The following is a 23893-nucleotide window of genomic DNA, read 5'->3' on the forward strand; positions in this document are numbered from 1 at the left end:
CACGCGTTGCGTGGGAATTCAGGGTTACGGATTCTGACTGGTTTCCAGCTGCCCGTCCCAACCACCGCCCAGCGCCGCGATCAATTGCACGCTGGCAATCAGTCGACTTTGCAGGATGTTGAGCACGGTACGCTCGTTGCTCAACGCCGTGGCTTGCACCACCACCACGTCGATGTAGGCAATCAACCCGGCCTTGTACTGGTTCTGGGTCAGTCGCAAGGAATCTCGCGCGGCGTCGAGTGCTTCCTGGCGCACCGCTGCTTCGTCCTCGTACACCTTCAACTGCACCAGATAGTTTTCTACTTCGCGGAAACCATCGAGCACGGTCTGCCGGTATTTGGCCACGGTCTCGTCGTACTTCGCTTCGGTGCGGTCGACTTCTGCCGAGCGTCGGCCGCCGTCGAACAATGGCAGGCTCATTTTCGGCCCCACCGACCAGAATCGATTCGGCAGGCTGATCAGGTCTCGCGAGGTACTGCTGCTGTAGCCGCCGCTGAGGCTCAGGCTGAAGTCGGGGTAATACGCGGCTTTGGCTACGCCGATGTTGGCGTTGGCGGCGATCACCGAGCGCTCCGCCGAAGCGATGTCCGGGCGGCGCTCGAGCAGTTGCGACGGCAGGCTCAGCGGAATCTGCGGCAACTTCGGGATGTCCTGGGTTTCGGCAAGCTTGAATTGCGCAGGTGGCTGGCCGGTCAGTACCGCAATGGCGTTTTCGAATTGCGCCCGTTGCCAGATCAGGTCCACCAGATCGCCCTGGGTGGATTTGAGTTGCGTCTGCGCCTGCGCCACCGCATCACGCCCGGAGATCCCGGCGTTGTATTGGTTCATGGTCATTTTCAGCGAGCGCTCGTAAGCCGCCACTGTCGACTCAAGCAAGCGCTTCTGTTGATCGATCACGCGCAATTGCAGGTAGTTCTGCACCAATTCCGACTGCTGACTCAGGCGCATCGCTGCCAGATCGGCGAAGCTCGCCTGGGCGCTGGCTTCATTGGCTTCCAGCCCACGACGTAGCTTGCCCCAGACATCGGCCTCCCAACTGACGCCCAGTTGGGCGTTGTAGGTATCACGGATACCGCTGGAAGAACTGCTCAGGCTCGAACTGCTGCTGCCGGTGCCCTGGCTGGAGCGGGTCTTACCCGCGCTCAGGTCGATGCTCGGGTAAAACGCACCGCGTGCATCGCGCACCAGGGCTTGGGCCTGACGGTATTGCGCCTCGGACTGGGCGACGGTCTGGTTGGCGCTGTTGAGCTTCTCGATCAACTCGTTGAGCTGACGGTCGCCGTACAGTTCCCACCAGGCGCCACGGGCCAGAGAGTCGGCAGGACTGGCCTGACGCCAGCCTTCGGCCTCTTTGTACTGGGCGATTTCGGCGGTTTGCGGGCGCTGGTAGTCCGGGCCGACGGCGCACGCACTGAGCATCGCCACGCACAGTGACAGGCTCAGCAAACGCGAGCCGCGAACACTGGCCAGTTGGATAAGCGAACGGTCATTCATAGCGGAGTTTCCAGAGCGGCATCAGTACGTACGCCACGCCACTTGTTGAAGCGGTGGCGAGCCTTGTCGAGATAGAGGTAAACCACAGGCGTGGTGTAAAGGGTCAGCACCTGGCTGAAAATCAGCCCGCCGATGATCGTCAGGCCCAGCGGCTGGCGCATTTCCGCGCCTTCGGCCCGGCTGAGCAGCAACGGCAAGGCACCGAGGATCGCCGCCAGCGTGGTCATCAGGATCGGCCGCAAACGTTGCAAACAGGCACTGCGGATCGACTCCAGCGGTGCCATGCCTTGATGACGTTCCAATTGCAGCGCCAGATCGATCATCAGGATCGCGTTCTTCTTCACCACACCGATCAACAGGAACAGCCCGAGCAACGAGATCAGACTGAATTCGCCGCCCAGCGCATAGATCGACAGCAGCGCACCAACCCCGGCCGATGGCAGTGTCGACAGAATCGTCAACGGATGAATGTAGCTTTCATACAGCACACCCAACACCAGATACACCGCCAGCAGCGCGCCGAGGATCATGAACGGCTGACTCTTCTGGGTAGCCGCGAAGGCGTCGGCGGTGCCGGCCATTTTCGCGATCACGTCTTCCGGCAAGCCGACCTTGGCAATCGCCCGCTCGATGGCGGCACTGCCCTGCTCCACCGTCACGCCTTCGGCCATGTCGAACGAAATACTTTCGGAGGCGAACTGGCCTTCGTGGCTGACCCGGTCGTCTTCCAGGCTGTTTTCGTAGTGCGCAATGGTCGACAGTGGAATCCGCGCGCCATCGGCAGTGATCACCTGCACCTGATTGAGCGTGACCGGATCCTGGGCGTATTTCGGATTGACCTCCATCACCACCTGATACTGGTTGAGGCTGTCGTAAATCGTGGAAATCTGCCGCTGGCTGTAGGCGTTGTTCAGCACGGCGGTGACCATGTTCATGTCCACGCCCAGGCGTTTGGCCTGATCGCGGTCGACGATCAACGTCACCTGCTGCGCACCGCGTCCTTCACGGGCGTCGATGGCGGTCAGCTCCGGCAAGGCGCGCAATGCGGTGACCACTTTCGGGTACCACTCGCGCAAGGCGCCCAAATCACCGCTCTGCAGAATGTAGGTGTACTGCGACGTGGTCTGCTCACGGCCACCACCGAATTGCAGGTCCTGGTCGGCCATCAGCATCAATTGCGCGCCGGGCACCTTGGGCATTTCCTTGCGCAGGCGCTCGATGACTTTCTGCGCCGACAGGTTGCGTTCCTTGATCGGTTTCAGACGCACCAGCATGAAGGCGTTGTTGGTGCCATTGTTGCCACCGATGAACCCGGCGACACTCTCGACCGCTTCGTCCTTGAGCACGGCGCGGCGGAAGGTCTCCATTTTCGGCTGCATCACGCTGAACGACAGACCGTCGTCACCGCGCACGAAACCGATCAACTGGCCGGTGTCCTGTTGCGGCAGGAACGTCTTCGGCACCACCACGTACAGCGCGACGTTCACACCGACCGTGATGATCAGGCTCAACAACGTCAGGCGCCGATGACGCAACACCCAGTCGAGGCTGGTGGCGTATTTGCCGACCATCCAGTCGTTGGTGCGACGGCTCCAGCGCTGCAGTCGGTTTTCCTGGCCCGGCGTGTGCGGCTTCAACCAGCGGGCGCAGAGCATCGGCGTCAGGGTCAGCGAAACCACCAGCGACACCACGATAGCCGCGGCCAGGGTGATGGAAAACTCGCGGAACAGGCTCTCGATGATCCCGCCCATGAACAGGATCGACAGGAACACCGCCACCAGCGACACGTTCATCGACAGCAAGGTGAACCCGACTTCCTTGGCCCCGAGATACGCAGCTTTCATCGGTTTGACGCCTTCGTCGATGTGCCGGGAAATGTTCTCCAGCACCACGATGGCGTCGTCCACCACCAGGCCCGTGGCGAGAATCAGCGCCATCAGCGACAAGTTGTTCAGCGAGAATCCGTAGAGGTACATCACCGCAAAAGTGCCGACCAGCGACACCGGCACCGCCAAAGTCGGAATCAGGGATGCGCGGAAGTTGCCAAGGAACAGGAACACCACCAGGATCACCAGCGCCACGGCGATCAGCAGGGTCATCTCTGCTTCGTGCAGGGTGGCCTTGATCACCGGCGAGCGATCCATCGCCAGGTTCAGTTTGACGCTGGCCGGCAACACGGCCTGCAACGCTGGCAACTGTGCCTTGATCTCGTTGACCGTCTCGATGATGTTGGCGCCGGCCTGCCGGTTGATCACCAGCAACACCGCCGCGTCATCATTGAAAAAGCCGCTGTTGTAGCGGTCTTCCACGCCGTCGGTGACTTTGGCCACGTCCTTCAGACGCAGGGCCGCACCGCCGTTGTAATGGATGATCAGCGATTCGTAGTCCTTGGCTTTCTCCAGTTGGTCATTGGCCTGAATCTGCCACAGACGCTGGTCGTCCTCGACCGAACCCTTGGGCCGGCGAACGTTGGCGCCAGCGATGGTCTTGCGCACATCGTCCAAAGCCACGCCGTACTGGTTCAGCGCCTGGGGTTCGAGTTCGATGCGCACCGCCGGCAGGGAGCTGCCGCCGATCTGCACTTCGCCGACGCCCTGCACCTGGGACAGGCTCTGGGACAGGATGGTCGAGGCCAAGTCATAGAGCTGGCCTTTTTCCAGCACATCCGAGGTCAGCGACAACACCATGATCGGCGCCTGCGACGGGTTGACCTTCTTGTAGGTCGGCATGCTGCGCATCCCGCTCGGCAGCAGGTTGCGCGAGGCATTGATCGCCGCTTGCACTTCTCGCGCCGCGCCGTTGATGTCGCGGTCGAGGTCGAATTGCAGAATGACCCGGGTCGAGCCCTGGCTGGAACGGCTGCTCATGGTGTTGACGCCGGCAATGGCGCCGAACGAGCGTTCCAGCGGCGTCGCCACAGTCGAGGCCATGACTTCCGGACTCGCGCCGGGCAGGCTCGCCTGCACCACGATCACCGGGAAGTCCATTTGCGGCAGTGGCGACACCGGCAGCAGGCCGAAGCTCACACCGCCCAGCAGCATGATCGCCAGGCTCAGGAGCATGGTCGCCACCGGGCGCTTGATGAAAGGACCGGACAGGTTCATGGCTGTTCTACCGGCTCCACGGCCGAAGGCGCGCGGCCCCAGCGCCGACCGAGGCGGTCGAAGTACAGGTAGATCACCGGCGTGGTGAACAGCGTCAGCACTTGGCTCACCAGCAAACCGCCGACCATCACCAGACCCAACGGCTGACGCAATTCAGCGCCGGAGCCGGTGGCCAGCATCAGCGGCACCGCGCCGAACAAGGCCGCGAGCGTGGTCATGAGAATCGGCCGGAAACGCAACAGCGCCGCCTGATAGATCGCCTGCTCCGGCGCCATGCCCTGGGTGCGTTCGGCGTCGAGGGCGAAGTCGATCATCATGATCGCGTTCTTCTTGACGATACCGATCAGCAGAATGATGCCGATGATCGCGATCATGCCCAGGTCATTGCCGCTGAGCAGCAACGCCAGCAAGGCGCCGACCGCCGCCGACGGCAGAGTCGAGAGAATGGTGATCGGGTGGATGTAGCTCTCGTAGAGCACGCCCAGCACGATGTACATGGTCACCACCGCCGCCAGAATCAGCAGCAAGGTACTCGACAACGAAGCCTGGAACGCTTCGGCCGCGCCCTGGAACTGGGTCTGCACGCCGACCGGCATGCCGATGTCCTTCTGCACCTGCTCGATGATGTCCACTGCATGGCCCAGCGCCACGCCGGGCGCGAGGTTGAAGGACATCATCACCGCCGGGAACTGGCCAATGTGGGTAATCGCCAGTTGCGCCTGACGCTCTTCGACATGGGCCAGGCTCGACAACCGTACCTGACCGCCATCGGTGGTCTTGACGTGAATCTGATCCAGCGCCTTCGGACCGATCGACTCCCCGGCCTGAGCTTGCAGCACCACGCGATACTGGCTGGCCTGGGTGTAGATGGTCGAGATCTGCCGCTGGCCAAAGGCGTCGTACAGCGCATCAGTGATGTTCGCCACCGACACACCAAGGCGCGAGGCCGCGTCGCGGTCGATCACCAGGAACACCTGCAAACCCTTGTCCTGCAAATCGCTGGCGACGTCGGTCAGTTCAGGGCGCTGGGCCAGTGCTTCCACCAGACGCCCGCTCCACAGGCTGAGCAATTCGGAGTCCGGCGATGACATGCTGAACTGATACTGGGTGCGGCTGACGCGATCTTCGATGGTCAGGTCCTGCACCGGCTGCATGAACAGACGGATGCCCACCAGTTTGTCCAGTTGCGGTTGCAGGCGGGTAATCACTTCAGAAGCCGTCAGGTCGCGCTGACCGTGGGGCTTGAGGTTGATCAGCAGGCGACCGCTGTTGAGCGTGGCGTTGTCACCGTCGACGCCGATGTAGGACGACAGGCTTTCCACCGCCGGATCTTCGAGAATCACCTTCGCCAGCGCCTGCTGACGCTCGCCCATCGCCGCAAAGGAAATCGACTGCGGCGCCTCGGAAATGCCCTGGATCACGCCAGTGTCCTGCACCGGGAAGAAGCCTTTGGGCACCACCATGTAAAGGAACACGGTCAATGCCAGCGTACCGATAGCCACCAGCAGGGTCAGCGGCTGGTGCTTGAGCACCCACTGCAACTTGCGCCCGTAAGCAGCGATCATCCAGTCGATGAACGCGCCACTGGTGCGGTAGAAACGGCCCTGTTCATGTTCTTCCGGCTCACGCTTGAGCAAACGCGCGCACATCATCGGCGTCAGGGTCAGCGAGACCACCAGGGAAATCAGGATCGCCACCGCCAGGGTAATGGCGAATTCGCGGAACAACCGCCCCACCACGTCGGCCATGAACAGCAGCGGAATCAGTACTGCAATCAGCGACAGGGTCAGGGAAATCAGGGTGAAACCGATCTGCTTCGCGCCCTTGAGTGCGGCCTGCATCGGACTATCGCCCTCTTCGATGAAACGGGCGATGTTTTCCAGCATCACGATCGCATCGTCGACCACGAAACCGGTGGCGATGGTCAGTGCCATCAGTGTCAGGTTGTTGACCGAGAACCCGGCCAGGTACATCACGCCGAACGTACCGATCAGCGACAGCGGCACGGCCACCGACGGAATGATGGTGGCACTGGCACGACGCAGGAACAGGAACGTCACCATCACCACCAGGGCAATGGCGATCAGCAATTCGTGCTGCACGTCGGTGACCGAAGCGCGGATGGTCTGGGTGCGGTCGGTCAGCACAGTGACTTCAAGGCCGGCCGGCAGGTTGTCGGTGATGCTCGGCAGCAGTGCCTTGATCCGGTCGACCACTTCAATCACGTTGGCGCCCGGCTGACGCTGGATGTTCAGCAACACCGCCTGATTCTGGTTGGCCCACGCGGCCAGGCGCTCGTTCTCGGCGCCGTCGACGATCTGCGCGACATCTTTGAGCCGCAGCGGCGCGCCGTTCTTGTAGGCCAGGATCAGGTTGGCGTAATCCTTGGGCGAGGTCAGCTGGTCGTTGGCATCGAGCATCGACACCCGGGTCGGGCCGTCGAAGTTGCCCTTGGGCTGGTTGACGTTGGACGCGCTGATCAGCGTGCGCACGTCCGACAGGTTCAAGCCGTTGGCGGCGAGCGCCTCCGGATTGACCTTGATCCGCACGGCCTGACGTTGACCGCCGGCGATGCTGACCATGCCGACGCCGCTGATCTGGGCGATCTTCTGCGCCATGCGCGTATCGACCAGATCGTTGAGCTTGGGCAGCAACATGGTTTTCGAAGTGATGGCCAGGGTCAGCACCGGGGTGTCCGCCGGGTTGACCTTGTTGTACACCGGCGGCGCCGGCAAATCGGTCGGCAACAGATTGGTCGCGGCGTTGATCGCGGCCTGCACCTGCTGTTCGGCGACGTCCATGTTGATGTCGAGGCTGAAACGCAGGGTCAGCACCGACGCACCGCCGGAACTGGTCGAAGCCATTTGCGTCAGGCCCGGCATCTGCCCGAACTGACGTTCAAGCGGCGCGGTGACGGCGCTGGTCATCACGTCCGGACTCGCGCCCGGGTACAACGTCATGACCCGGATGGTCGGGTAATCGACCTGGGGCAAGGCCGAAACCGGCAGCAGGCGATAGGCGATCAGGCCGGCCAGCACGATGGCCAGCATGCTCAGCGTGGTGGCGACCGGGCGGAGGATGAACAGACGCGAAATGTTCATGCGCCCTTCTTGGCCTTGTTGGTGGCAGTGGCGTCAGGCGCGGTGGCCGCCGACTTGCCTTGCAGGTGTTCGGTCGGGGTGGTCGGCACGTCCTGGGTGTCGTTGACCACTTCCACTTCACTGCCTTCCTTCAAGCGGTCGGTGCCTTCCAGCACCACACGGTCGCCGGCGGCCAGGCCTTCGGTGATCACAGTGTTGTTGCCGTCGCTGGCACCGATCTTCAACTGGCGGATGGTGACTTTCTTGTCGCCATCCAGCGCGTAGACGAAGGTGCCGTTGGTGCCGAACTGGATAGCAGCCGACGGGGCCAGCACGACGCCCTTGAGGGTGTCGGCCAGCAGGTGGACGTTGACGAACTGGTTGGGGAACAGCGACTGATCACGGTTTTCGTAGCGCGCCTTGAACTTCAGGGTGCCGGTGGTCACGTCGATCTGGTTGTCGAGGCTTTGCAGCACGCCACTGGCTTGCAGTTTGGTGTCGCCACGATCCCACGCTTCGGCCGGCAGCTTGGCGCCGCTGTGGTAGCGGGCAAGCACGGTTTCGAGGGTATTTTCCGGCAGCGTGAAGACCACGCTGATCGGTTGGGTCTGGGTGATCACGGCGAGGAACGTGGTGTCATTCGCCGCCACCAGGTTGCCGACATCGAGCTGACGCAGGCCGACGCGACCGGTAATCGGTGCGCGGATCTTGGTGAATTCGAGATTGAGCTTGGCGTCGTTGACCGCTGCCTGATTGGTCTTCACGGTGCCAAGATACTGGCCGACCAGCGCTTCGGCGGTGTCCAGGGTCTGCTTGGCGATGCTGTCTTCCTTGAACAGGCCCCGATAGCGCTCGACATCGACCTGGGCGTTTTTCAACTGCGCCTGGTTCTGCAGCAAGGTGCCTTCAGCCTGGAGCAAGGCGTTCTGGTACGAGCGCGGATCGATCTCCGCCAGCAAGTCGCCGGCCTTCACCATCTGCCCTTCTTCGAAATAGATCTTCACCAGTTCGCCGCCGACCCGGCTGCGCACGTTGATGGTGTTCAGCGCAGTCACGGTGCCCAGCGCCTTGTAATACAGCGGGAAATCACCGGTGACCGCCGGCGCCACGCGCACCGGGATCGAACCTGCCGCCCCGCCGAAGCCCGGACGCATCATCCCCGAACGACCGGCATGACCGTTCGCGGGTTTCTCGCCGCCCTCCTTGTGGGTCGATCCGGCGGGCCAGAATTTCCAGCACAGACCGGCAATGACCAGCAGGACAAGCAGGCTGAGCAGCCAACGACGAGAGTTTCGGGAAGACGATTGCATGGAATGATTAACCATTGGGCGCGTGGGCTTCTTTTACGGGAGGCTGAACGATAAGCACTGGTGGGGGTAAAGCAAAGCAGCTTTACCGGCAATTTACCTTCAACTTACGTTTCAAGGTGTGAGCCAAAACACTGATACACAAATGAAAACGGCCTGGACAGGGCCAGGCCGTTAACAATTGTAAACGCGCTGAAATCAGCGGGTTTACTTGAGCACACTTACTTCAATACAGCGAGTGCCGCATCGTAGTTCGGCTCTTCAGCGATTTCCTTGACCAGTTCGCTGTGCAGCACGTTGTCGTTTTCGTCCAGCACGACTACCGCACGGGCGGTCAAGCCTTTCAGCGGGCCGTCAGCGATGGCCACGCCGTAGTTCTCGATGAACTCGGCGCCGCGCAGGGTCGACAGGTTCTGTACGTTTTCCAGGCCTTCGGCGCCGCAGAAACGGGCCTGGGCGAATGGCAGGTCAGCCGAGATGCACAGCACCACGGTGTTGGCCAGTTCGTTTGCCTGGGCGTTGAACTTGCGCACGGAAGTGGCGCAGGTCGGGGTGTCGACGCTTGGGAAGATGTTCAACACTTTGCGCTTGCCGGCGAAGTCTTTCAGGGTGACGTCGGACAGATTGCCGGCTACCAGGGAAAAGGCTGGCGCCTTGGAACCGGCTTGTGGCAGTTGGCCGTTGACTTGAACCGGGTTGCCTTTGAGCGTGACTTGAGCCATGAACGGAGTCCTTCTTAACGTTGTTGGGAAAGCATGCAAGAGGCGGAAGTTAACCACGAAATTGTCCGACGACCTATGCCTGAACCGAAATTGTCATGTGCTGGCACACAACATTGGATACAACCTTGAGCGCTACCCGAGCAATTGCAGCATGTTGCGATGACGGGCCTCGAATATCCGCCGCATGTAACCGTTCACCAGCAACGCCTCGCTGAATGCCCCGCCAATCGCCGAATACGTCACGCGGTCGGTGTACAGCGTACCGCCCTCACCTGCCGCCACCCGATGTTCATGACGAAAGGCGCGCAGCGGCCCCTTGAGCATTTCATCGATGAAATGCGTGTCGCCGACTTCGCGGATCGTCACCGTCCAGTTCGACGGGATCAGATTGAACATCCAGTGCCGGAAACGGAATTGCCGCCCGGCCTCGATACGCAGGTTGTTCAGGTCGATATCCCCCAGCGGCGTGACGCGTTCGGGAAAGATCTTCGGGAAATTGACGCCTTCCAGGCAGAAGTCGAGTACCTCGCTCGGAGTGCGATCGGGGATCAGCGTGGTGAGTTCCAGGGTAGGCATGGCGGACACATTCCGTATGGAGGCGATGCTTGTTAAAACGCGAGTCTGCATCTTTTATTTAACGACCTGTCGATTCAACTCCCCGCCATTCGACAAAGCATTGAATCCCTCACTTTCCAGCGGAGAAACACCATGCGCTTCATGATCATTGTCAAAGCCAGCCAGGACTCCGAAGCCGGCGTGATGCCCAGCGAACAACTGCTCACCGACATGGGCAACTACAACGAGGAACTGGCGAAGGCCGGCATTCTGGTGTCCGCCGATGGCCTGCACCCCAGCAGCAAAGGCGCCCGGGTGCGTTTCAGCGGTGAAAAACGCAGCGTGATCGACGGCCCCTTCGCCGAAACCAAGGAGTTGATCGCCGGATACTGGATCTGGGACGTTAAGTCGAAGGAGGAAGCCATCGAGTGGGTCAAACGCTGCCCTAATCCGATGCCGGGCACCGAGGCCGAGATCGAGATTCGCCAGGTATTCAGCCCGGAAGATTTCGGCGCCGAGTTCACCCCGGAGCTGCGCGAACAAGAAGAACGGGTACGCGAGCAGGCGAAAAAACACTGACATTTCACGGGGATCACGCCAGTACACAAAACTGGCGTGATCCTGCGCACAAAACCAAAGAATTAATCCCTATGACTGGCTAACCCCCGATTAGCTGCTAGTTTCAACAGACATGTCCTACAGGCTTGATAAGAAAAGGATTACGCCTTAACGGCCACGAAGTGCCGAGTCGTCCACTGAGCCACCAGGGAATCGGGGAATCATGTCGAATACAACGGGAATTCACGCCTTTTCGTCGGCGCGCTCGCTGACGTCCGTCATCTGCGTCCGGCCTAAAACAGCCTTTAAGGTCGCCGCCTACAGCGTCATGGCGACGTTCGTAAGCTGTGGCGTCGGCGCCCAGGATTTTACCGCCAACCCCGATGAAGCCCGGGCCATCGCCAAGGAAGCCTATCTGTACGGTTTCCCGGTGGTAGAGATGTACAAGACCCTGTACACCCAGGCCATCGATACCAAAAGCCCGAACTATAAGGCGCCACTGAACCAGATCGGCAACACCGCGAAGGCCTTCACCGCGAAAGACACCGCATTCGTCACGCCAAACGCCGACACGCCTTACTCGTTCGTCTGGATGGACCTGCGTGCCGAGCCACTGATCCTCACCCTGCCGCCCATCGAAGAGCACCGTTACTACTCGGTGCAACTGATCGACGCCTATACCCAGAACTTCGCGTACCTCGGCACCCGCAGCACCGGTAACAACGGCGGGCATTTCATGATTGCCGGGCCGGACTGGCAGGGTCAGCAACCGCTGAACATCGACCGATTGCTGCGCAGTGAAAGCAACATTACCTACGCGCTGTACCGCACGCAGCTGTTCGACGACAAGGACCTGGCGAAGGTCAAACAGATCCAGAAAGGCTACAAGGTCGAGCCGCTGAGCCATTACGTGAAACAGAAAGCGCCGGCACCAGCGCCGAAAGTCACTTGGCCGAAACCGACGCCGACCATGAGCGAAACCCCGGACCTGTTCCGCTACTTGAATTTCATGCTGGCCTTCACCCCGCCGCAGGATGTCGAGAAAGACCTGCTCGCGCGCTTCGCCAAAATCGGTATCGGCGCCGGCCAGCCCTTCGATCTGAAGTCACTCAGCGCCGAGCAACGCAAGGCACTGGAAGACGGTATTGCCGACGCAAAAGCCGAGTTCGCCGCGTTCCAGAAAGACAAGGTCGATACCCATCAGGTCTCCAGCGGCGATCTGTTCGGCACTCGCGACCACCTCAAGGGCAATTACCTGTACCGCTACGCCGGGGCCAACATGGGGATCTTCGGCAACTCCGCCGAAGAGGCGAATTACATCGGTTATTTCGTCGACAAGGACGGGCAGCACGCCGACGCTTCGAAACACGACTATACCCTGCATTTCGACAAGGGCGCCCTGCCCCCCGCCGACGCGTTCTGGTCACTGACGATGTACGACGGCAAATCCAAATTGCTGGTGGCCAACCCGCTCAACCGCTACCTGATCAACTCGCGGATGCTGCCGGACCTGAAGCTCGATGCCGACGGTGGTCTGACTCTGTACGTGCAGCACAAGAATCCGGGGAAAGACAAACAGGCCAATTGGCTACCTGCACCGAACGGTCCGTTCTACGGGGTCTTGCGCCTATATCTGCCAAGACCGGAAGTCGCCAGCGGCGAATGGAAAATGCCGTTGCTCAACCCGGTCGACACAAAACAATAAGCGGAGTCAGTGATGGTCAAGCCTTACGTTGTGCGCCCGTTGCTGGCGCTGTGCATGATCGGCAGCCCGGCGCTGTACGCCGCCGAGGGCGGTGTCGGGCGACCGATTACCGGTCAGCAGGTGTTTTCCAATGCCGGGGTCGTCCCGCCGGAACCGGGCTTGGTGACGTCGCTTACCAGCATCTGGTACGACGGCGAGCTCAAGGGCAGTCGCGGCGCGCCGATTTCCGGTGCGGTCAGCGCCGGGATCAAGATGAAAGTCTCCTACACCATGGCCAACGTCACTCACGTCTGGGACACCGGCAAAGGCCCCTGGAACTATGCCTCGGCCATCGGCATACCGGTTCAATACACCGACATCAATGCTTCCATCACCGGGCCGCGTGGACGGACCCTCGGCACCAGCGATTCCGGCACCCAGTTTGCCGACGCATTGATCACGCCGATTGCCGCCGGTTACCATTTCGACGAGCTCAATCACATTTCGTTTTCGCTGCCGATCTACGTACCGACCGGTGCCTATAACGACAATCGCCTGGCCAACCCCGGCCAGAACAACTACACGTTCATGCCCACCGTGGCGTTCTCGCATCTGGACGGCAAGGGCGGCGAATTCACGCTGTCCGGCAACCTGCAGTTCTATACCGAGAACAAAGACACTGATTACCGCACGGGCGACATCTTTTCCCTCGAAGCCCTGTGGACCCACGGTTTTGGCAATGGCTGGAATGCCGGACTGGTCGCCGGCTACATCCAGCAGGTGAGCGACGACAAGGGTGACACTGCCGACACGCTCAACGGCTTTCGCGGTCGTTCGGTCGGTGCCGGCCCGACCGTTGGCTGGAGCGGCAAGTTCGCCGACGCTCAGGCCAGCGTCAGCGCTCGTTGGGTGCCGGAGTTCGACACCAAGAACCGTCCTGAAGGTAACGGCGTGTCCGTCAACCTGACCCTGGCGTTTTTCTAAGGAGGCGCCAGGGATGGCCATCGCTCGCCGCTTGACCTTATGCAGCGCACTGTTCAGCAGTCTGGCCTGTGCCGGCGGTGATTTACCGGGGCTAGGCAGTGCTCCCGCCCACCCGGTCCCCAAGGGCGACCCGGAAACCTGCCATCGCCTGCAACAGAACTTCGACATCGACCTGAAGGACGTCGTGAAGGCCGGTTGCGACCCGTCCACCGAACAGATCTCCAAACTGATGGATAACCCGGTGGGCAATCTGGTGCTGCTGGTCAACCAGTTCGACTACACCGCGCTCAAGGGCCCGAACAGCAACGGCACGCGGATGCTCGGCAAATACAGCTTCATGCCGACCTTCCCGATCTCCCTCGGCGAAGACTGGAACCTAATCAACCGCGTGCCGATCAGCTACGTCAGCGCACCGGTCAATCACAGGGCCGGTAACCTGATCGGCATGGGGCCGAATGAAATCCTCAGTGACCGCGACGATTTCGCCTCGGTGGTCGAGGATCCGTTTGACCGCACCAGCGGTTTCGGCGATCTGACCTACGTCGGCGTGTTCTCGCCCAAGCAACCGGTGCGCTTTGCCGGCGGCGGCAAGATGGTCTGGGGCTTCGGCCCGACGGCAATGTTCCCCACCGCTGAAAAGGACGTGCTCGGCACCGGCAAATACTCGCTGGGCCCAGCGTTCGTCGCCGCATATCTGGGCGAGGACTGGACGCTCGGCGTATTCCCGCAGCATTGGTGGTCGGTCGGCGGCGACAGCAACCGCAAGGATGTCAGCCTGACCAACGTGCAGTACTTCATTCAACGCGTGATTCCCGGCCCGGCCCAATGGCGGGTTGGCATGACACCCAACGTCACGGTCAACTGGAAGGCTGACGGCGGCAACAAGGTCACCTTCCCCGTCGGCATCGGCGCCGGGCGGATCTTCAATTTCGGCAAGCTGCCGGTGCGGATTTCCGGCGAGATCCAGTACTCGGCGATCCACCCCGAAGACCAGATCAGCAGTCGCTGGAATTTCCGGCTGTCGTTCGTTCCGGTCATCCCGACTTTCATGTTTTGAGCAAGGACTCGCGCCATGACTGCACTCACCGAACTCAACGCCCTACAGGCCAGCATCGCTGAAACGGTGCTCGGCCAGGATCAGGTGATCCGGCAGATCCTGCTCGGTCTACTGGCCAACGGGCACTTGCTGCTGGAAAGCCTGCCGGGGCTGGCCAAGACCCGCACGGTCAAGGCGCTCGCCAGGCATCTGGACGCAAAGATGAGCCGCATCCAGTTCACCCCGGACCTGCTGCCCTCGGACATCACCGGTGCCGAGGTGCTGCATCAGGTCGAAGGCAAGAACGAGATCCGCTTCCAGCCCGGCCCGCTGTTCGGCAATCTGATTCTGGCCGACGAAATCAACCGTGCGCCGGCCAAGGTGCAAGCGGCACTGCTTGAAGCCATGGAAGAACGGCAAATCACCGTGGCCGGCAACAGCCACGTGCTGCCGGAGCTGTTCATTGTCGTGGCGACGCAAAACCCGATTGAACAGGAAGGCACTTATCCGCTGCCGGAAGCGCAGATGGACCGGTTCCTGATGAAAGTCCTGCTCGATTACCCCAGCGCCGACAACGAGAGTCAGGTGCTGCGACTGCTGCGCGCCGAAGAGTTTGCCCAGGGCGCCAACACGGCGCCGACCAAGGGTTTCGAACTGGCGCAGGACGTGATCTTCGCCGCACGCAAGGAAGTCAGTGCGGTACACGTCTCCCCCGCCATCGACCGTTACCTGATCGACCTGATCAACGCCACCCGCCTTCCGGCCGATTACGACGAAGACCTCGGCCGCTGGATCGCCATCGGCGCCAGTCCCCGTGGCGGCATCGGGCTGGATCGTTGCGCCCGCGCCGATGCGTGGTTGCAGGGTCAGGATTTCGTTTCGCCGGACAACGTGCGCGCTGTGGTGCACCCGGTGCTGCGCCATCGCCTGCAACTGAGCTACGACGCAGTGGCCGATGGCGTCAGCGCCGATCAGGTGCTGGACCGGATTCTCGACAAGGTGGCGATTCCCGCCTGAGGCCTGATATGGAAAGCACCGACGGGCTGGTCTATGTCTCTCTCGCACAGTTGATGGCGCTGGAGTTCAAGGCCCGTGATCTGAGTTTTCTGGCCCGCCAGCCCCAGGGCAGCATCCTCGCCGGCAACCATGCCTCGCGCCTGCGTGGCCGAGGTTTGAACTTTGATGAACTGCGCCGCTATCAGCCCGGCGACGATTTACGTCACCTCGACTGGCGCGCCTCGCTGCGCACTGGCAAACCGGTGGTGCGCACCTTCACCGAGGAACGCGATCGCCCGGCGCTGATCGTGGTCGACCAGCGCATGTCGATGTTTTTCGGCTCGCAACGCAGCTTCAAATCCGCCGTCGCTGCGGAACTCGGAGCACTCGCGGCGTGGATGGTGTTCCATGCCGGGGATCGGGTCGGCGGGCTGGTGTTCAATGATCGGCGCATCGACTGCATCGCGCCGCTGCGCAGCCGTAAACGGGTCGAGGTCTTGCTCAGTCGCATCGCCGAGCAGAATCAGGCGCTGAACGCCGGCAACCCCGACGCCGAAGACGAGGACCAACTGGACAAGGCCTTGCAACGTTGCCTGGCGCTGGCCGGGCATGACCATCTGATCTGCATCGTCAGCGACTTTGCCGGGGCCGGCGAGCGCACCTTGCAGTTGATGCGGCAACTTTCAGCGCACAACGATGTGATCGCGCTGCAAGTCTACGATCCGTTGGCGCTGAAGCTGCCGAACAACGGTCGACTGTTGGTGACCCAGGGCCAGTTGCAAGTGGAACTGGCGGTCGAGAAACGTAACGTGCATCAGCCGTTGGGGGATTTTCTCGGTGGCCGGCTCAAGGACGTCGCCACCCTGCTGCGCCGCAGTCAGGTGCCACTGATGATGTTCAGCACCGCCGAAGAAGCGCATCAGCAATTGCGCGCCGAGCTTGGCAAAAGCGCCGGACCCCGGCGGTGAACCCGAACATCCCGAGCATCGAACAACTCCAGGAGTTGGGCCTGCCCGCGCCGGTCAGCTACGCGCCGCAGACCTGGGGCTGGTGGGTGTTGCTGGCAGTCCTGCTGCTGACAGCACTGCTGATTGGGGTGCGGCGGTATTGGCAATGGCGGCGCGATCAGTATCGGCGTGAAGCATTGGTGCGACTGGCGCAGTTGCGCGATCGCAGTGATGACCTGAGTGCGTTGCGCGAATTGCCGGAGTTGCTCAAGCGCGTGGCAATCTCGATGCCGATCTGCAATCCGCCCCCTGTGGGAGCGAACTTGCTCGCGATGGCGTCGGGGCAGCCAATAAATGTGTTGGATGGTGTTCCCTCATCGCGAGCAAGTCGAATCGTCGCACCGTCGCTCCCACAGGGTCCGGCAGCGCTGGAGGGGCTGGACTGGCAAGCTTTCTTGCAGCAACACAGCAAAAAACCGTTGCCCGCCGATTTCAGCCAGCAACTGGCCCGACTCGCCTACGCTCCCGACGACGTCCTGCGCTCCCTGCCCGCTTCGCAGCGGCTGGCGCTGTTCGACACCTGCCAACACTGGGTGGAGCAGCATCATGTGGCAGCTTGATTATCCGTGGCTGTTACTCCTGCTGCCGCTGCCCTGGCTGGCCTACCGTTACCTGCCCGCGTATCAGGAAGCCCGCAGCGCCGTGCGCGTGCCGTTCTTCAACGCCATGAGCCGCGCCGTCGGTGAAACACCCGGCACCGCCGGCAGCCGCCGCAACCACTGGCAACTGCTGCTCAATTTCCTGGTGTGGGCCTTGTTGCTGTTGGCCGTCGCACGTCCGGTGTTCGTCGAAAAACCCATCGAGCGCCAGCAACCGGTGCGTGACTTGATGCTTGCGATCGACATTTCGCAGTCGATGGAAACCGAAGACTTCACCAACGCCAGCGGCCAGAAAATCAATCGCCTCGCCGCCGTCAAAGATGTCGTCCAGGGTTTCATCGACAAGCGCAAGGACGACCGCCTCGGGCTAATCGTGTTCGGCAGCGGCGCCTATCCGCAGGCGCCGTTGACCCTCGATCACGCCAGCCTGTCGCTGCTGCTGGCCGACACCGGGATCGGCATGGCCGGCCCGAACACCGCGATTGGCGATGCCATCGGTCTCAGTCTCAAGTTGCTGGACAAGGCCCATGAACAGGAAAAAGTCTTGATCCTGCTCACCGATGGCAACGACACCAGCAGCGCCATCACCCCGGACCATGCCGCCGAAATGGCCGCCGCCAAAGGCGTGGTGATTCACACCATCGGCATCGGCGATCCAGGCGCCTCCGGTGAAGCCAAGGTCAATCTGCCGGGGCTGGAGCAAATCGCCAAAACCACCGGCGGCCAGTTCTTCCGCGCCGAAGATCGCAACGCGCTGGATCAGGTCTACAGCACCCTCGACCGCCTCACGCCACATCAGGTGAAAACCCTCAGTCATCAGCCGCAGCGCGAGTTGTTCTACTGGCCGTTGGGTGCAGCCCTGTTGTTGCTGACCCTGTATCACCTCGGCGCCCTGCTCCGTCCACGGCTGGCGGTTTCACGTCAGCGGCAGGAGGCCTGAGATGGAGATCAATCTCGGAGACTTCCACTTCCTGCGTCCGCTGTGGTTGCTGCTCGCGCTGTTCGGCGCCCTGCTGCCATGGCTCTGGCGACGTGGCCGTGACTTGCAAAGAAGGCTGCGCGGCAACATCGCCGGGCATCTGCTGCCACACCTGCTGGTCACCCCGCAGGATCACCAGCGCCTGCGCCCGGTGCACTGGCTGTGTGCACTGCTGATGCTTGGCGCGGTGGCGGCGGCCGGGCCGACCTGGGAGCAGGATCGTCCAGACTTCCTGGAGAATCGCGCACCGCTGATTGTGGCTGTCGATCTGTCGCCGTCGATGGATGCCAACGACGTTCAGCCCACTCGTCTTGAGGCCGCCAAACACAAACTGCACGATCTGATTCAGCGCCGGGCCGGTGCCCGCACCGCGTTAATTGCCTATGCCGGCAGCGCGCATCTGGTGCTGCCGCCAACCGATGATCCGGCGTTGCTCGACACGTTCATTCAAGCCTTGGGCACCGGGTTGATCGACAAACCGGGCAAGAACGTCAGCGCGGTGATCGATCAGGCCAGGCACTTGCTCAACGCCGAGAAGGTCCCCGGCAGCCTGTTATTGCTCACCGACGGCGCCGAAACCACGCCGATCAAAAATCCAGATGAACAGTTGCAAGTACTGGTGCTCGCAGTGGGCAATCAGGACGGCGGCATCATTCAAGACACCAACGGCCAGCCGCGCATTGATGCCAACGGGCGTCCGACGCTGGGCAGTTTCGACCCGGCCGCGATCAAACAACTGGCTTCGGCGCTCGATGCGCCGCTCGGCAGCCTGACCCTGAATGACGACGATCTGGACTGGGTCGAACTGCACGCGCAGCAGCACTTCCAGAGCGCCAGCGCCGAACAGCGGGAATTGCACTGGAAAGACGCCGGTTACTGGCTTTGCTGGCCGCTGGTGTTGCTTGCGCTGTTCAACGTGCGCAAGGGCTGGAGCGTCAACTGGATGCCGGTGCTGACACTGGCCGTGGGCCTTGGCTGGCCAGCGGCACCGGCCCAGGCCAACGCCCTGACTGACGCCTTCTTCACCCGCGATCAGCAAGGACGCTGGGCCTTCGAGCATGAGCATTTCCCGCAGGCGGCGGCGCTGTTTGTCGATCCGTACTGGAAAGGTGTGGCGGCCTACCACGCTGCCGACTATGACTTGGCGCTGGCAACCTTCGCGCAGCTCGACACGCCGCAAGCGTATTTCTATCTGGGCAACATCTACGTGCGCCGCTTCAAGTTCGACGAAGCCATCGCGGCGTACACCCAGGCTCTGAAGCTGCAAGCGCAATTCCCCGAAGCCACGGCCAATCTGGCGTTGGCGATCGCCTTGCAGAAAGACACCGCGAGCGCCGAACAGAATGCACCGCAAACCAAACCGGACGAGGTCAAGTTCGACAAGGCACCGGGCAAGGGCCAGAGCAAAGCGGTCGAGACCGAACAAGCGGCGTCGGATGCGCTGTGGTTACAGAACCTCACAACCTCCCCGGCGAAATTCCTCAAGCAGAAATTCAGCTTGCAGGATCAGGAGCGGGCCCGGCCATGAATTTTCTAACGCTCGCTGCCGCCATCGCGGGCAAGCCCGCTCCCACAGGGTTTTGTGGTGCGAACACAAGTGAAGTGAACACAGTTGATCTCTGTGGGAGCGGGCTTGCCCGCGATGAGGTACGACCAGTCAATACAATAATCAATGCGTTGCTCCTGTTCAGTTTGATCAACTTGAATGCCTTTGCAGATGAACCCCAACTCAAGGTCCAGGCCCACCTGCAACCCGCCGAAGGCGCCATGGTCGGCGGCCTGCTGGAGCTGCAACTCGATGTTCTCACCGACACTTGGTTCACCAGTGCTCCCACCCTGCCCGACTTGAAGCTCGACGGCGCGTTGGTCATGCCACCGGACGGTCAGGCCCAGCACTTGAACCAGACTTTCGACGGCCAGAATTTCACGGGCCTGCGCTACAGCTATCTGATCACCCCGAACGTCGCCCGGAACTTCGACATTCCGGCATTGACCGTGCGCGCCAGCCCGGGCCAAGCCACCGCAGAAGTCAGCGCCCAGAGCCAGCCGCTACAGTTCAACGCCGCCCAGCCGCCCGGTTTCAAACCGGGTGAAACGCCGCTGGTGGCCACCGGGCTGCGCTTCAATCAAACCCTCGACCACTCGGCAACGCCGTTGAAAGTCGGCGACAGCGTCACCCGCCAACTGACCCTGCAAGCGGACGGTGCACTCGCCATGGCCCTTCCCGTTACGACGCTGGTGGAGGTCAACGGACTGAGTCGCTACGTGAAGACCCCGCAGATCAGCAATCTGGACGACGGTCGCGGCGATATCCTCGGCGGTCAGCGCATCGACAGCGTCAGCTATCGCATCGACACGGCCGGCGCCCACACCCTGCCGGCCATCGAGGTGAAATGGTGGGATTCGCACGCGCAGCAAAGTCGCACCGCGCAAGTGCCTGCGGTCACTTTCGAGGCTGCCGTCAACAGCGCCTACAAGCCCGTGTTCTCGATCACCGAAGACCTCAAGCAACTCGGCCAGAACAACCGCCTGCACCTTTCCACCCATTGGCTGGCGTGGCTGGCCTTGCTCGTCGCACTGGCCATTGGCGGGTATCTGGGCAGGCCAGCGCTCAGCCGTGCCCGCCAGCAGTGGCAAACCCGCAAGCAAGCGAGGGCGCTGGCCTGGCAGCAATCAGCCGAAAGCGCATGGCAGCAAATCACCCCGCAACTCAACGCCAAACCTGCGCAATTGAGCGCTGTTTATCTGTGGCTGCGTCGCAGTGGGCTGGGTTTGAAACTGGTCGACTCAGGGCCACGCCTACAAGGACTGTTGCGAGGCCTTTACGGCCGCGAGCCGGCCACCGAACAAACACTGGGTCAACTGCGCGAATCGTTGACTACGCTTCACAGTCAGGCCGAACAACAGCAGGCCCTTTCGGCCCAAGCCTTGCGCCCGCTCAACCCCGTCCACGAGAAGGATTTCCCATGACGAACCCGACACTGCACCGCCAACATTTGGGTCTGGCCCTGTTGTTCGGCCTCGCACTTCCGTTGCTGGCACAGGCCAGCGAACCGCTGCCGTCATGGAACGACGGGCCGGCGAAAAAGCACATCATCGAATTCGTCCAGGCGGTCACCGACCAGTCCGGCAAGGACTTCGTCAAACCTGCCGAACGCATCGCCGTGTTCGACAATGACGGCACGCTGTGGAGCGAGCAACCGGCGTATTTCGAGTTGCTGTTCGCCTTCGACGAGGTCAAGCGCACCGCACCGCAGCACCCGGAGTGGAAAACCACGCAACCGTTCAAGGCCGTGATCGAGAACGACCACAAGGCGCTGGCCGCCGCCGGCATGGACGGGATCCTGAAGATCTTCGCCGCCACCCACACCGGCATGACCACCGAAGCCTTCGATGACTACGCCAAAACCTGGCTGACCCAGGCCCGGCATCCGAAAACCGGCAAGCCGTACACCGAGATGATCTTCCAGCCGATGCTGGAAATGCTCGACTACCTGCGCAGCCAGGACTTCAAGACCTACATCGTGTCCGGCGGCGACACGGCGTTCATGCGTGCCTTCGCCGAGAAGGTCTACGGCATCCCGCCGGAACAAGTGATCGGCACCACGTTCGTGACTGCGTTCAACTACAAGGACGGCAAGGCCTCGATCGTGCGCACCGCCAAACTGGCGCACAACGACGACGGCCCCGGCAAACCGGAAAGCATTGATGCAGTGATCGGTCGCCGGCCGATCCTCGCGTTCGGCAACTCCGACGGCGACCTGCAAATGCTTCAGTGGACGGCGGCAGGCCCCGGCAAACGGTTCATGGGCCTGGTGCATCACACCGACGCCAAGCGCGAATGGGCCTATGACCGAAAGTCCGAGATCGGGCGCCTGGACAAGGCCCTCGACGAAGCGAATTCCCGTGGCTGGACCGTGGTGGACATGGCGAGCGACTGGCGCCGGATCTACCCGTTCGATCCTCCCGCCCCCGAGCAAGTGAAATAACAAAAGCGTGACGCAGGACTGCAAGAAACGTTTGACGCACCACACCACCCCCGCGCAAAAGGAGCAAGTCTGATGACTCGCATACGCAAGTGGCTACCGAAACTCGCCCTCGTGGCAACGTCGGTGATGGCGCTGTCGGCAACTGCCACAGCGGCTGAAAAACCCAACATTCTGGTGATCTTCGGCGATGACATCGGCCAGACCAACATCAGCGCCTACTCGATGGGCGTGGTCGGCTACAAGACGCCGAACATCGACCGGATCGCCAAGGAAGGCATGATGTTCACCGACTACTACGCGGAGAACAGCTGCACCGCAGGACGATCCTCCTTCATCACGGGCCAGACGCCGCTGCGTACCGGCCTGTCGAAAGTCGGCGCACCGGGCGCCACGGTCGGGCTGCAAAAGCGCGACATCACGATTGCCCAGGCACTCAAGTCCCAGGGCTACGCGACCGGCCAGTTCGGCAAGAACCACCTCGGTGACAAGGACGAATACCTGCCGACCAACCACGGCTTCGACGAGTTCTTTGGCAACCTCTATCACCTCAACGCCGAAGAAGAGCCGGAGCGTCCTTACTGGCCGAAAGACGATGCGGAGTTCGTCAAGGCCAACTCCCCGCGTGGCGTGATCCACAGCTTCGCCGACGGCAAGATCGAAGACACCGGCGCGCTGACCACCAAACGCATGGAAACCATCGACGACGAAACTACCGCCGCCGCCCAGGCGTTCATCGAGAAGCAAGCCAAGGCCGACAAGCCTTTCTTTGTCTGGATGAACACCACCCGCATGCACTTGTTCACCCACGTGCGTGACTCGATGAAGGGCCAGAGCGGCATGCCCGGCAACGAGTACGCGGACGGCATGGTCGAGCACGACGGCGATGTCGGCAAACTGCTGAAAACCCTCGACGACCTGAAAATCACCGACAACACCATCGTCGTCTACACCACCGATAACGGGCCGAACCAGTTCTCCTGGCCGGACGCGGCGACCACGCCGTTCCGCAACGAGAAGAACTCCAACTGGGAAGGCGCGTACCGCGTACCGGCGATGATCCGCTGGCCGGGCAAGGTCAAACCGGGTGAAGTTTCGAACGAGATGTTCTCCGGGCTCGACTGGTTCCCGACCTTGCTCGCGGCGGCCGGTGATACCGATGTGGCCAGCAAGCTGCTCAAAGGTTGGGCACCCACCAGTGGCGGCACCAACTTCAAGGTGCATCTGGACGGCTACAACCAGCTGCCTTACCTGACCGGCCAACAACCGAACGGTGCACGCAACGAGTTCTACTACTTCAACGACGACGGCATGCTGGTGTCGATGCGTTTCGGCAACTGGAAAGCCGTGTTCGCCGAGCAACGCGCGCCCGGTGGCTTCGCGGTGTGGAGCAACCCGTTCACTCCGTTGCGCGTACCGAAAATTTTCAATCTGAGAATGGACCCGTATGAGCGGGCCGACGTGGTGTCCGATCAGTATTACGACTGGTCGACCAAGAACGTTTATCTGGTCGCCGTCGCCACCACCAAGGCAGCGCGTTTCCTCCAGACCTTCATCGAGTATCCGCCTAGCCAGAAACCGGCGAGCTTCAGCATCGACCAGATCCGTGCTGCGGTGGACGCGAAGATCGAAGAGAAAATGAAGAACCAGCCTGCACAGTAAGACCGCTGGACCGCCGCTCGCCGTCCTCGACGAGCGGCACTGATTTCGGCTTGTGACCGTGTTGGCCCCAATCGCTGGCAAGCCAGCTCCCACAAGGTTCTCGGTCGTACACAACATTTGTGTTCACTAGAGATCCCTGT

At 61.6% G+C, this 23893-nt stretch carries 18 protein-coding genes; 12 read left to right on the forward strand and 6 right to left on the reverse strand.

The window, feature by feature from the left end; all coding sequences use genetic code 11:
• Nucleotides 1-24: 24 nt before the first annotated feature.
• The 6 genes from JJN09_RS06625 to JJN09_RS06650 all read right to left on the reverse strand — a co-directional run bounded on the left by JJN09_RS06625 (nt 25) and on the right by JJN09_RS06650 (nt 10283).
• Complete coding sequence (locus tag JJN09_RS06625) at nt 25-1494, reverse strand: efflux transporter outer membrane subunit (protein WP_249486368.1); 1470 nt, start codon at nt 1492-1494, stop codon at nt 25-27.
• Entirely contained in the window at nt 1491-4598 is a 3108-nt protein-coding gene (locus JJN09_RS06630; RefSeq protein WP_249486369.1) for an efflux RND transporter permease subunit, read from the reverse strand. Before JJN09_RS06630 ends, JJN09_RS06625 begins: the two co-directional genes overlap by 4 nt.
• The gene (locus JJN09_RS06635; protein ID WP_249486370.1) at nt 4595-7699 is read right to left on the reverse strand and encodes an MdtB/MuxB family multidrug efflux RND transporter permease subunit; all 3105 of its coding nucleotides are present in this window, start codon (nt 7697-7699) and stop codon (nt 4595-4597) included. The genes JJN09_RS06630 and JJN09_RS06635 overlap by 4 nt, the downstream gene beginning before the upstream one ends.
• Nucleotides 7696-9003: an MdtA/MuxA family multidrug efflux RND transporter periplasmic adaptor subunit gene (locus JJN09_RS06640; RefSeq protein ID WP_249486371.1), complete on the reverse strand. Its 1308-nt coding sequence runs from the start codon at nt 9001-9003 to the stop codon at nt 7696-7698. The genes JJN09_RS06635 and JJN09_RS06640 overlap by 4 nt, the downstream gene beginning before the upstream one ends.
• Before the next feature lie 203 nt (nt 9004-9206).
• Nucleotides 9207-9707, reverse strand: coding sequence for a thiol peroxidase (gene tpx / locus JJN09_RS06645; protein WP_007968505.1), 501 nt, complete (start codon nt 9705-9707; stop codon nt 9207-9209).
• A 132-nt stretch (nt 9708-9839) separates the two neighbouring features.
• The gene (locus JJN09_RS06650; protein WP_249486372.1) at nt 9840-10283 is read right to left on the reverse strand and encodes a polyketide cyclase; all 444 of its coding nucleotides are present in this window, start codon (nt 10281-10283) and stop codon (nt 9840-9842) included.
• A 132-nt stretch (nt 10284-10415) separates the two neighbouring features.
• Between JJN09_RS06650 and JJN09_RS06655 the strand changes: the two genes are divergently transcribed.
• From JJN09_RS06655 to JJN09_RS06710, 12 genes are all read left to right on the forward strand, one after another.
• Complete coding sequence (locus JJN09_RS06655) at nt 10416-10841, forward strand: YciI family protein (protein WP_096820252.1); 426 nt, start codon at nt 10416-10418, stop codon at nt 10839-10841.
• A gap of 307 nt (nt 10842-11148) precedes the next feature.
• Entirely contained in the window at nt 11149-12525 is a 1377-nt protein-coding gene (locus JJN09_RS06660; protein ID WP_249490761.1) for a DUF1254 domain-containing protein, read from the forward strand.
• A 12-nt stretch (nt 12526-12537) separates the two neighbouring features.
• On the forward strand, nt 12538-13488 hold the full coding sequence (locus JJN09_RS06665; protein WP_249486373.1) for a transporter: 951 nt from the start codon (nt 12538-12540) through the stop codon (nt 13486-13488).
• 13 nt (nt 13489-13501) lie between these two features.
• Complete coding sequence (locus JJN09_RS06670; RefSeq protein WP_249486374.1) at nt 13502-14545, forward strand: hypothetical protein; 1044 nt, start codon at nt 13502-13504, stop codon at nt 14543-14545.
• A gap of 15 nt (nt 14546-14560) precedes the next feature.
• Nucleotides 14561-15541: a MoxR family ATPase gene (locus tag JJN09_RS06675; protein ID WP_249486375.1), complete on the forward strand. Its 981-nt coding sequence runs from the start codon at nt 14561-14563 to the stop codon at nt 15539-15541.
• 8 nt (nt 15542-15549) lie between these two features.
• Nucleotides 15550-16488: a DUF58 domain-containing protein gene (locus tag JJN09_RS06680; RefSeq protein ID WP_249486376.1), complete on the forward strand. Its 939-nt coding sequence runs from the start codon at nt 15550-15552 to the stop codon at nt 16486-16488.
• Nucleotides 16485-17087 (forward strand): DUF4381 domain-containing protein, encoded by a 603-nt coding sequence (locus tag JJN09_RS06685; RefSeq protein WP_249486377.1) that lies wholly within the window; start codon nt 16485-16487, stop codon nt 17085-17087. The genes JJN09_RS06680 and JJN09_RS06685 overlap by 4 nt, the downstream gene beginning before the upstream one ends.
• The gene (locus JJN09_RS06690) at nt 17074-18066 is read left to right on the forward strand and encodes a VWA domain-containing protein (protein WP_249486378.1); all 993 of its coding nucleotides are present in this window, start codon (nt 17074-17076) and stop codon (nt 18064-18066) included. Before JJN09_RS06685 ends, JJN09_RS06690 begins: the two co-directional genes overlap by 14 nt.
• A gap of 1 nt (nt 18067) precedes the next feature.
• Nucleotides 18068-19633, forward strand: a complete 1566-nt coding sequence (locus JJN09_RS06695; protein WP_249486379.1) for a VWA domain-containing protein — start codon at nt 18068-18070, stop codon at nt 19631-19633.
• Nucleotides 19630-21075 carry a hypothetical protein gene (locus tag JJN09_RS06700; protein ID WP_249486380.1) on the forward strand — a complete coding sequence of 482 codons (1446 nt, stop codon included), beginning with the start codon at nt 19630-19632 and terminating at the stop codon, nt 21073-21075. The genes JJN09_RS06695 and JJN09_RS06700 overlap by 4 nt, the downstream gene beginning before the upstream one ends.
• The gene (locus JJN09_RS06705; RefSeq protein ID WP_249486381.1) at nt 21072-22094 is read left to right on the forward strand and encodes an HAD family phosphatase; all 1023 of its coding nucleotides are present in this window, start codon (nt 21072-21074) and stop codon (nt 22092-22094) included. Before JJN09_RS06700 ends, JJN09_RS06705 begins: the two co-directional genes overlap by 4 nt.
• 72 nt (nt 22095-22166) lie before the next feature.
• Nucleotides 22167-23753, forward strand: a complete 1587-nt coding sequence (locus tag JJN09_RS06710) for an arylsulfatase (protein WP_249486382.1) — start codon at nt 22167-22169, stop codon at nt 23751-23753.
• The last annotated feature ends 140 nt before the right edge of the window (nt 23754-23893 follow it).

The sequence above is a fragment of the Pseudomonas sp. HS6 genome (assembly GCF_023375815.1).
Classification (GTDB): Bacteria; Pseudomonadota; Gammaproteobacteria; order Pseudomonadales; family Pseudomonadaceae; genus Aquipseudomonas.

Coding starts and splice junctions, on each gene's coding strand:
- JJN09_RS06625 (WP_249486368.1), bottom strand. CDS start 1,494: ATGAATGACCGTTCGCTTATCCAACTGGCCAGTGTTCGCGGCTCGCGT.
- JJN09_RS06630 (WP_249486369.1), bottom strand. CDS start 4,598: ATGAACCTGTCCGGTCCTTTCATCAAGCGCCCGGTGGCGACCATGCTC.
- JJN09_RS06635 (WP_249486370.1), bottom strand. CDS start 7,699: ATGAACATTTCGCGTCTGTTCATCCTCCGCCCGGTCGCCACCACGCTG.
- JJN09_RS06640 (WP_249486371.1), bottom strand. CDS start 9,003: ATGGTTAATCATTCCATGCAATCGTCTTCCCGAAACTCTCGTCGTTGG.
- tpx (WP_007968505.1), bottom strand. CDS start 9,707: ATGGCTCAAGTCACGCTCAAAGGCAACCCGGTTCAAGTCAACGGCCAA.
- JJN09_RS06650 (WP_249486372.1), bottom strand. CDS start 10,283: ATGCCTACCCTGGAACTCACCACGCTGATCCCCGATCGCACTCCGAGC.
- JJN09_RS06655 (WP_096820252.1), top strand. CDS start 10,416: ATGCGCTTCATGATCATTGTCAAAGCCAGCCAGGACTCCGAAGCCGGC.
- JJN09_RS06660 (WP_249490761.1), top strand. CDS start 11,149: ATGGCGACGTTCGTAAGCTGTGGCGTCGGCGCCCAGGATTTTACCGCC.
- JJN09_RS06665 (WP_249486373.1), top strand. CDS start 12,538: ATGGTCAAGCCTTACGTTGTGCGCCCGTTGCTGGCGCTGTGCATGATC.
- JJN09_RS06670 (WP_249486374.1), top strand. CDS start 13,502: ATGGCCATCGCTCGCCGCTTGACCTTATGCAGCGCACTGTTCAGCAGT.
- JJN09_RS06675 (WP_249486375.1), top strand. CDS start 14,561: ATGACTGCACTCACCGAACTCAACGCCCTACAGGCCAGCATCGCTGAA.
- JJN09_RS06680 (WP_249486376.1), top strand. CDS start 15,550: ATGGAAAGCACCGACGGGCTGGTCTATGTCTCTCTCGCACAGTTGATG.
- JJN09_RS06690 (WP_249486378.1), top strand. CDS start 17,074: ATGTGGCAGCTTGATTATCCGTGGCTGTTACTCCTGCTGCCGCTGCCC.
- JJN09_RS06695 (WP_249486379.1), top strand. CDS start 18,068: ATGGAGATCAATCTCGGAGACTTCCACTTCCTGCGTCCGCTGTGGTTG.
- JJN09_RS06700 (WP_249486380.1), top strand. CDS start 19,630: ATGAATTTTCTAACGCTCGCTGCCGCCATCGCGGGCAAGCCCGCTCCC.
- JJN09_RS06705 (WP_249486381.1), top strand. CDS start 21,072: ATGACGAACCCGACACTGCACCGCCAACATTTGGGTCTGGCCCTGTTG.
- JJN09_RS06710 (WP_249486382.1), top strand. CDS start 22,167: ATGACTCGCATACGCAAGTGGCTACCGAAACTCGCCCTCGTGGCAACG.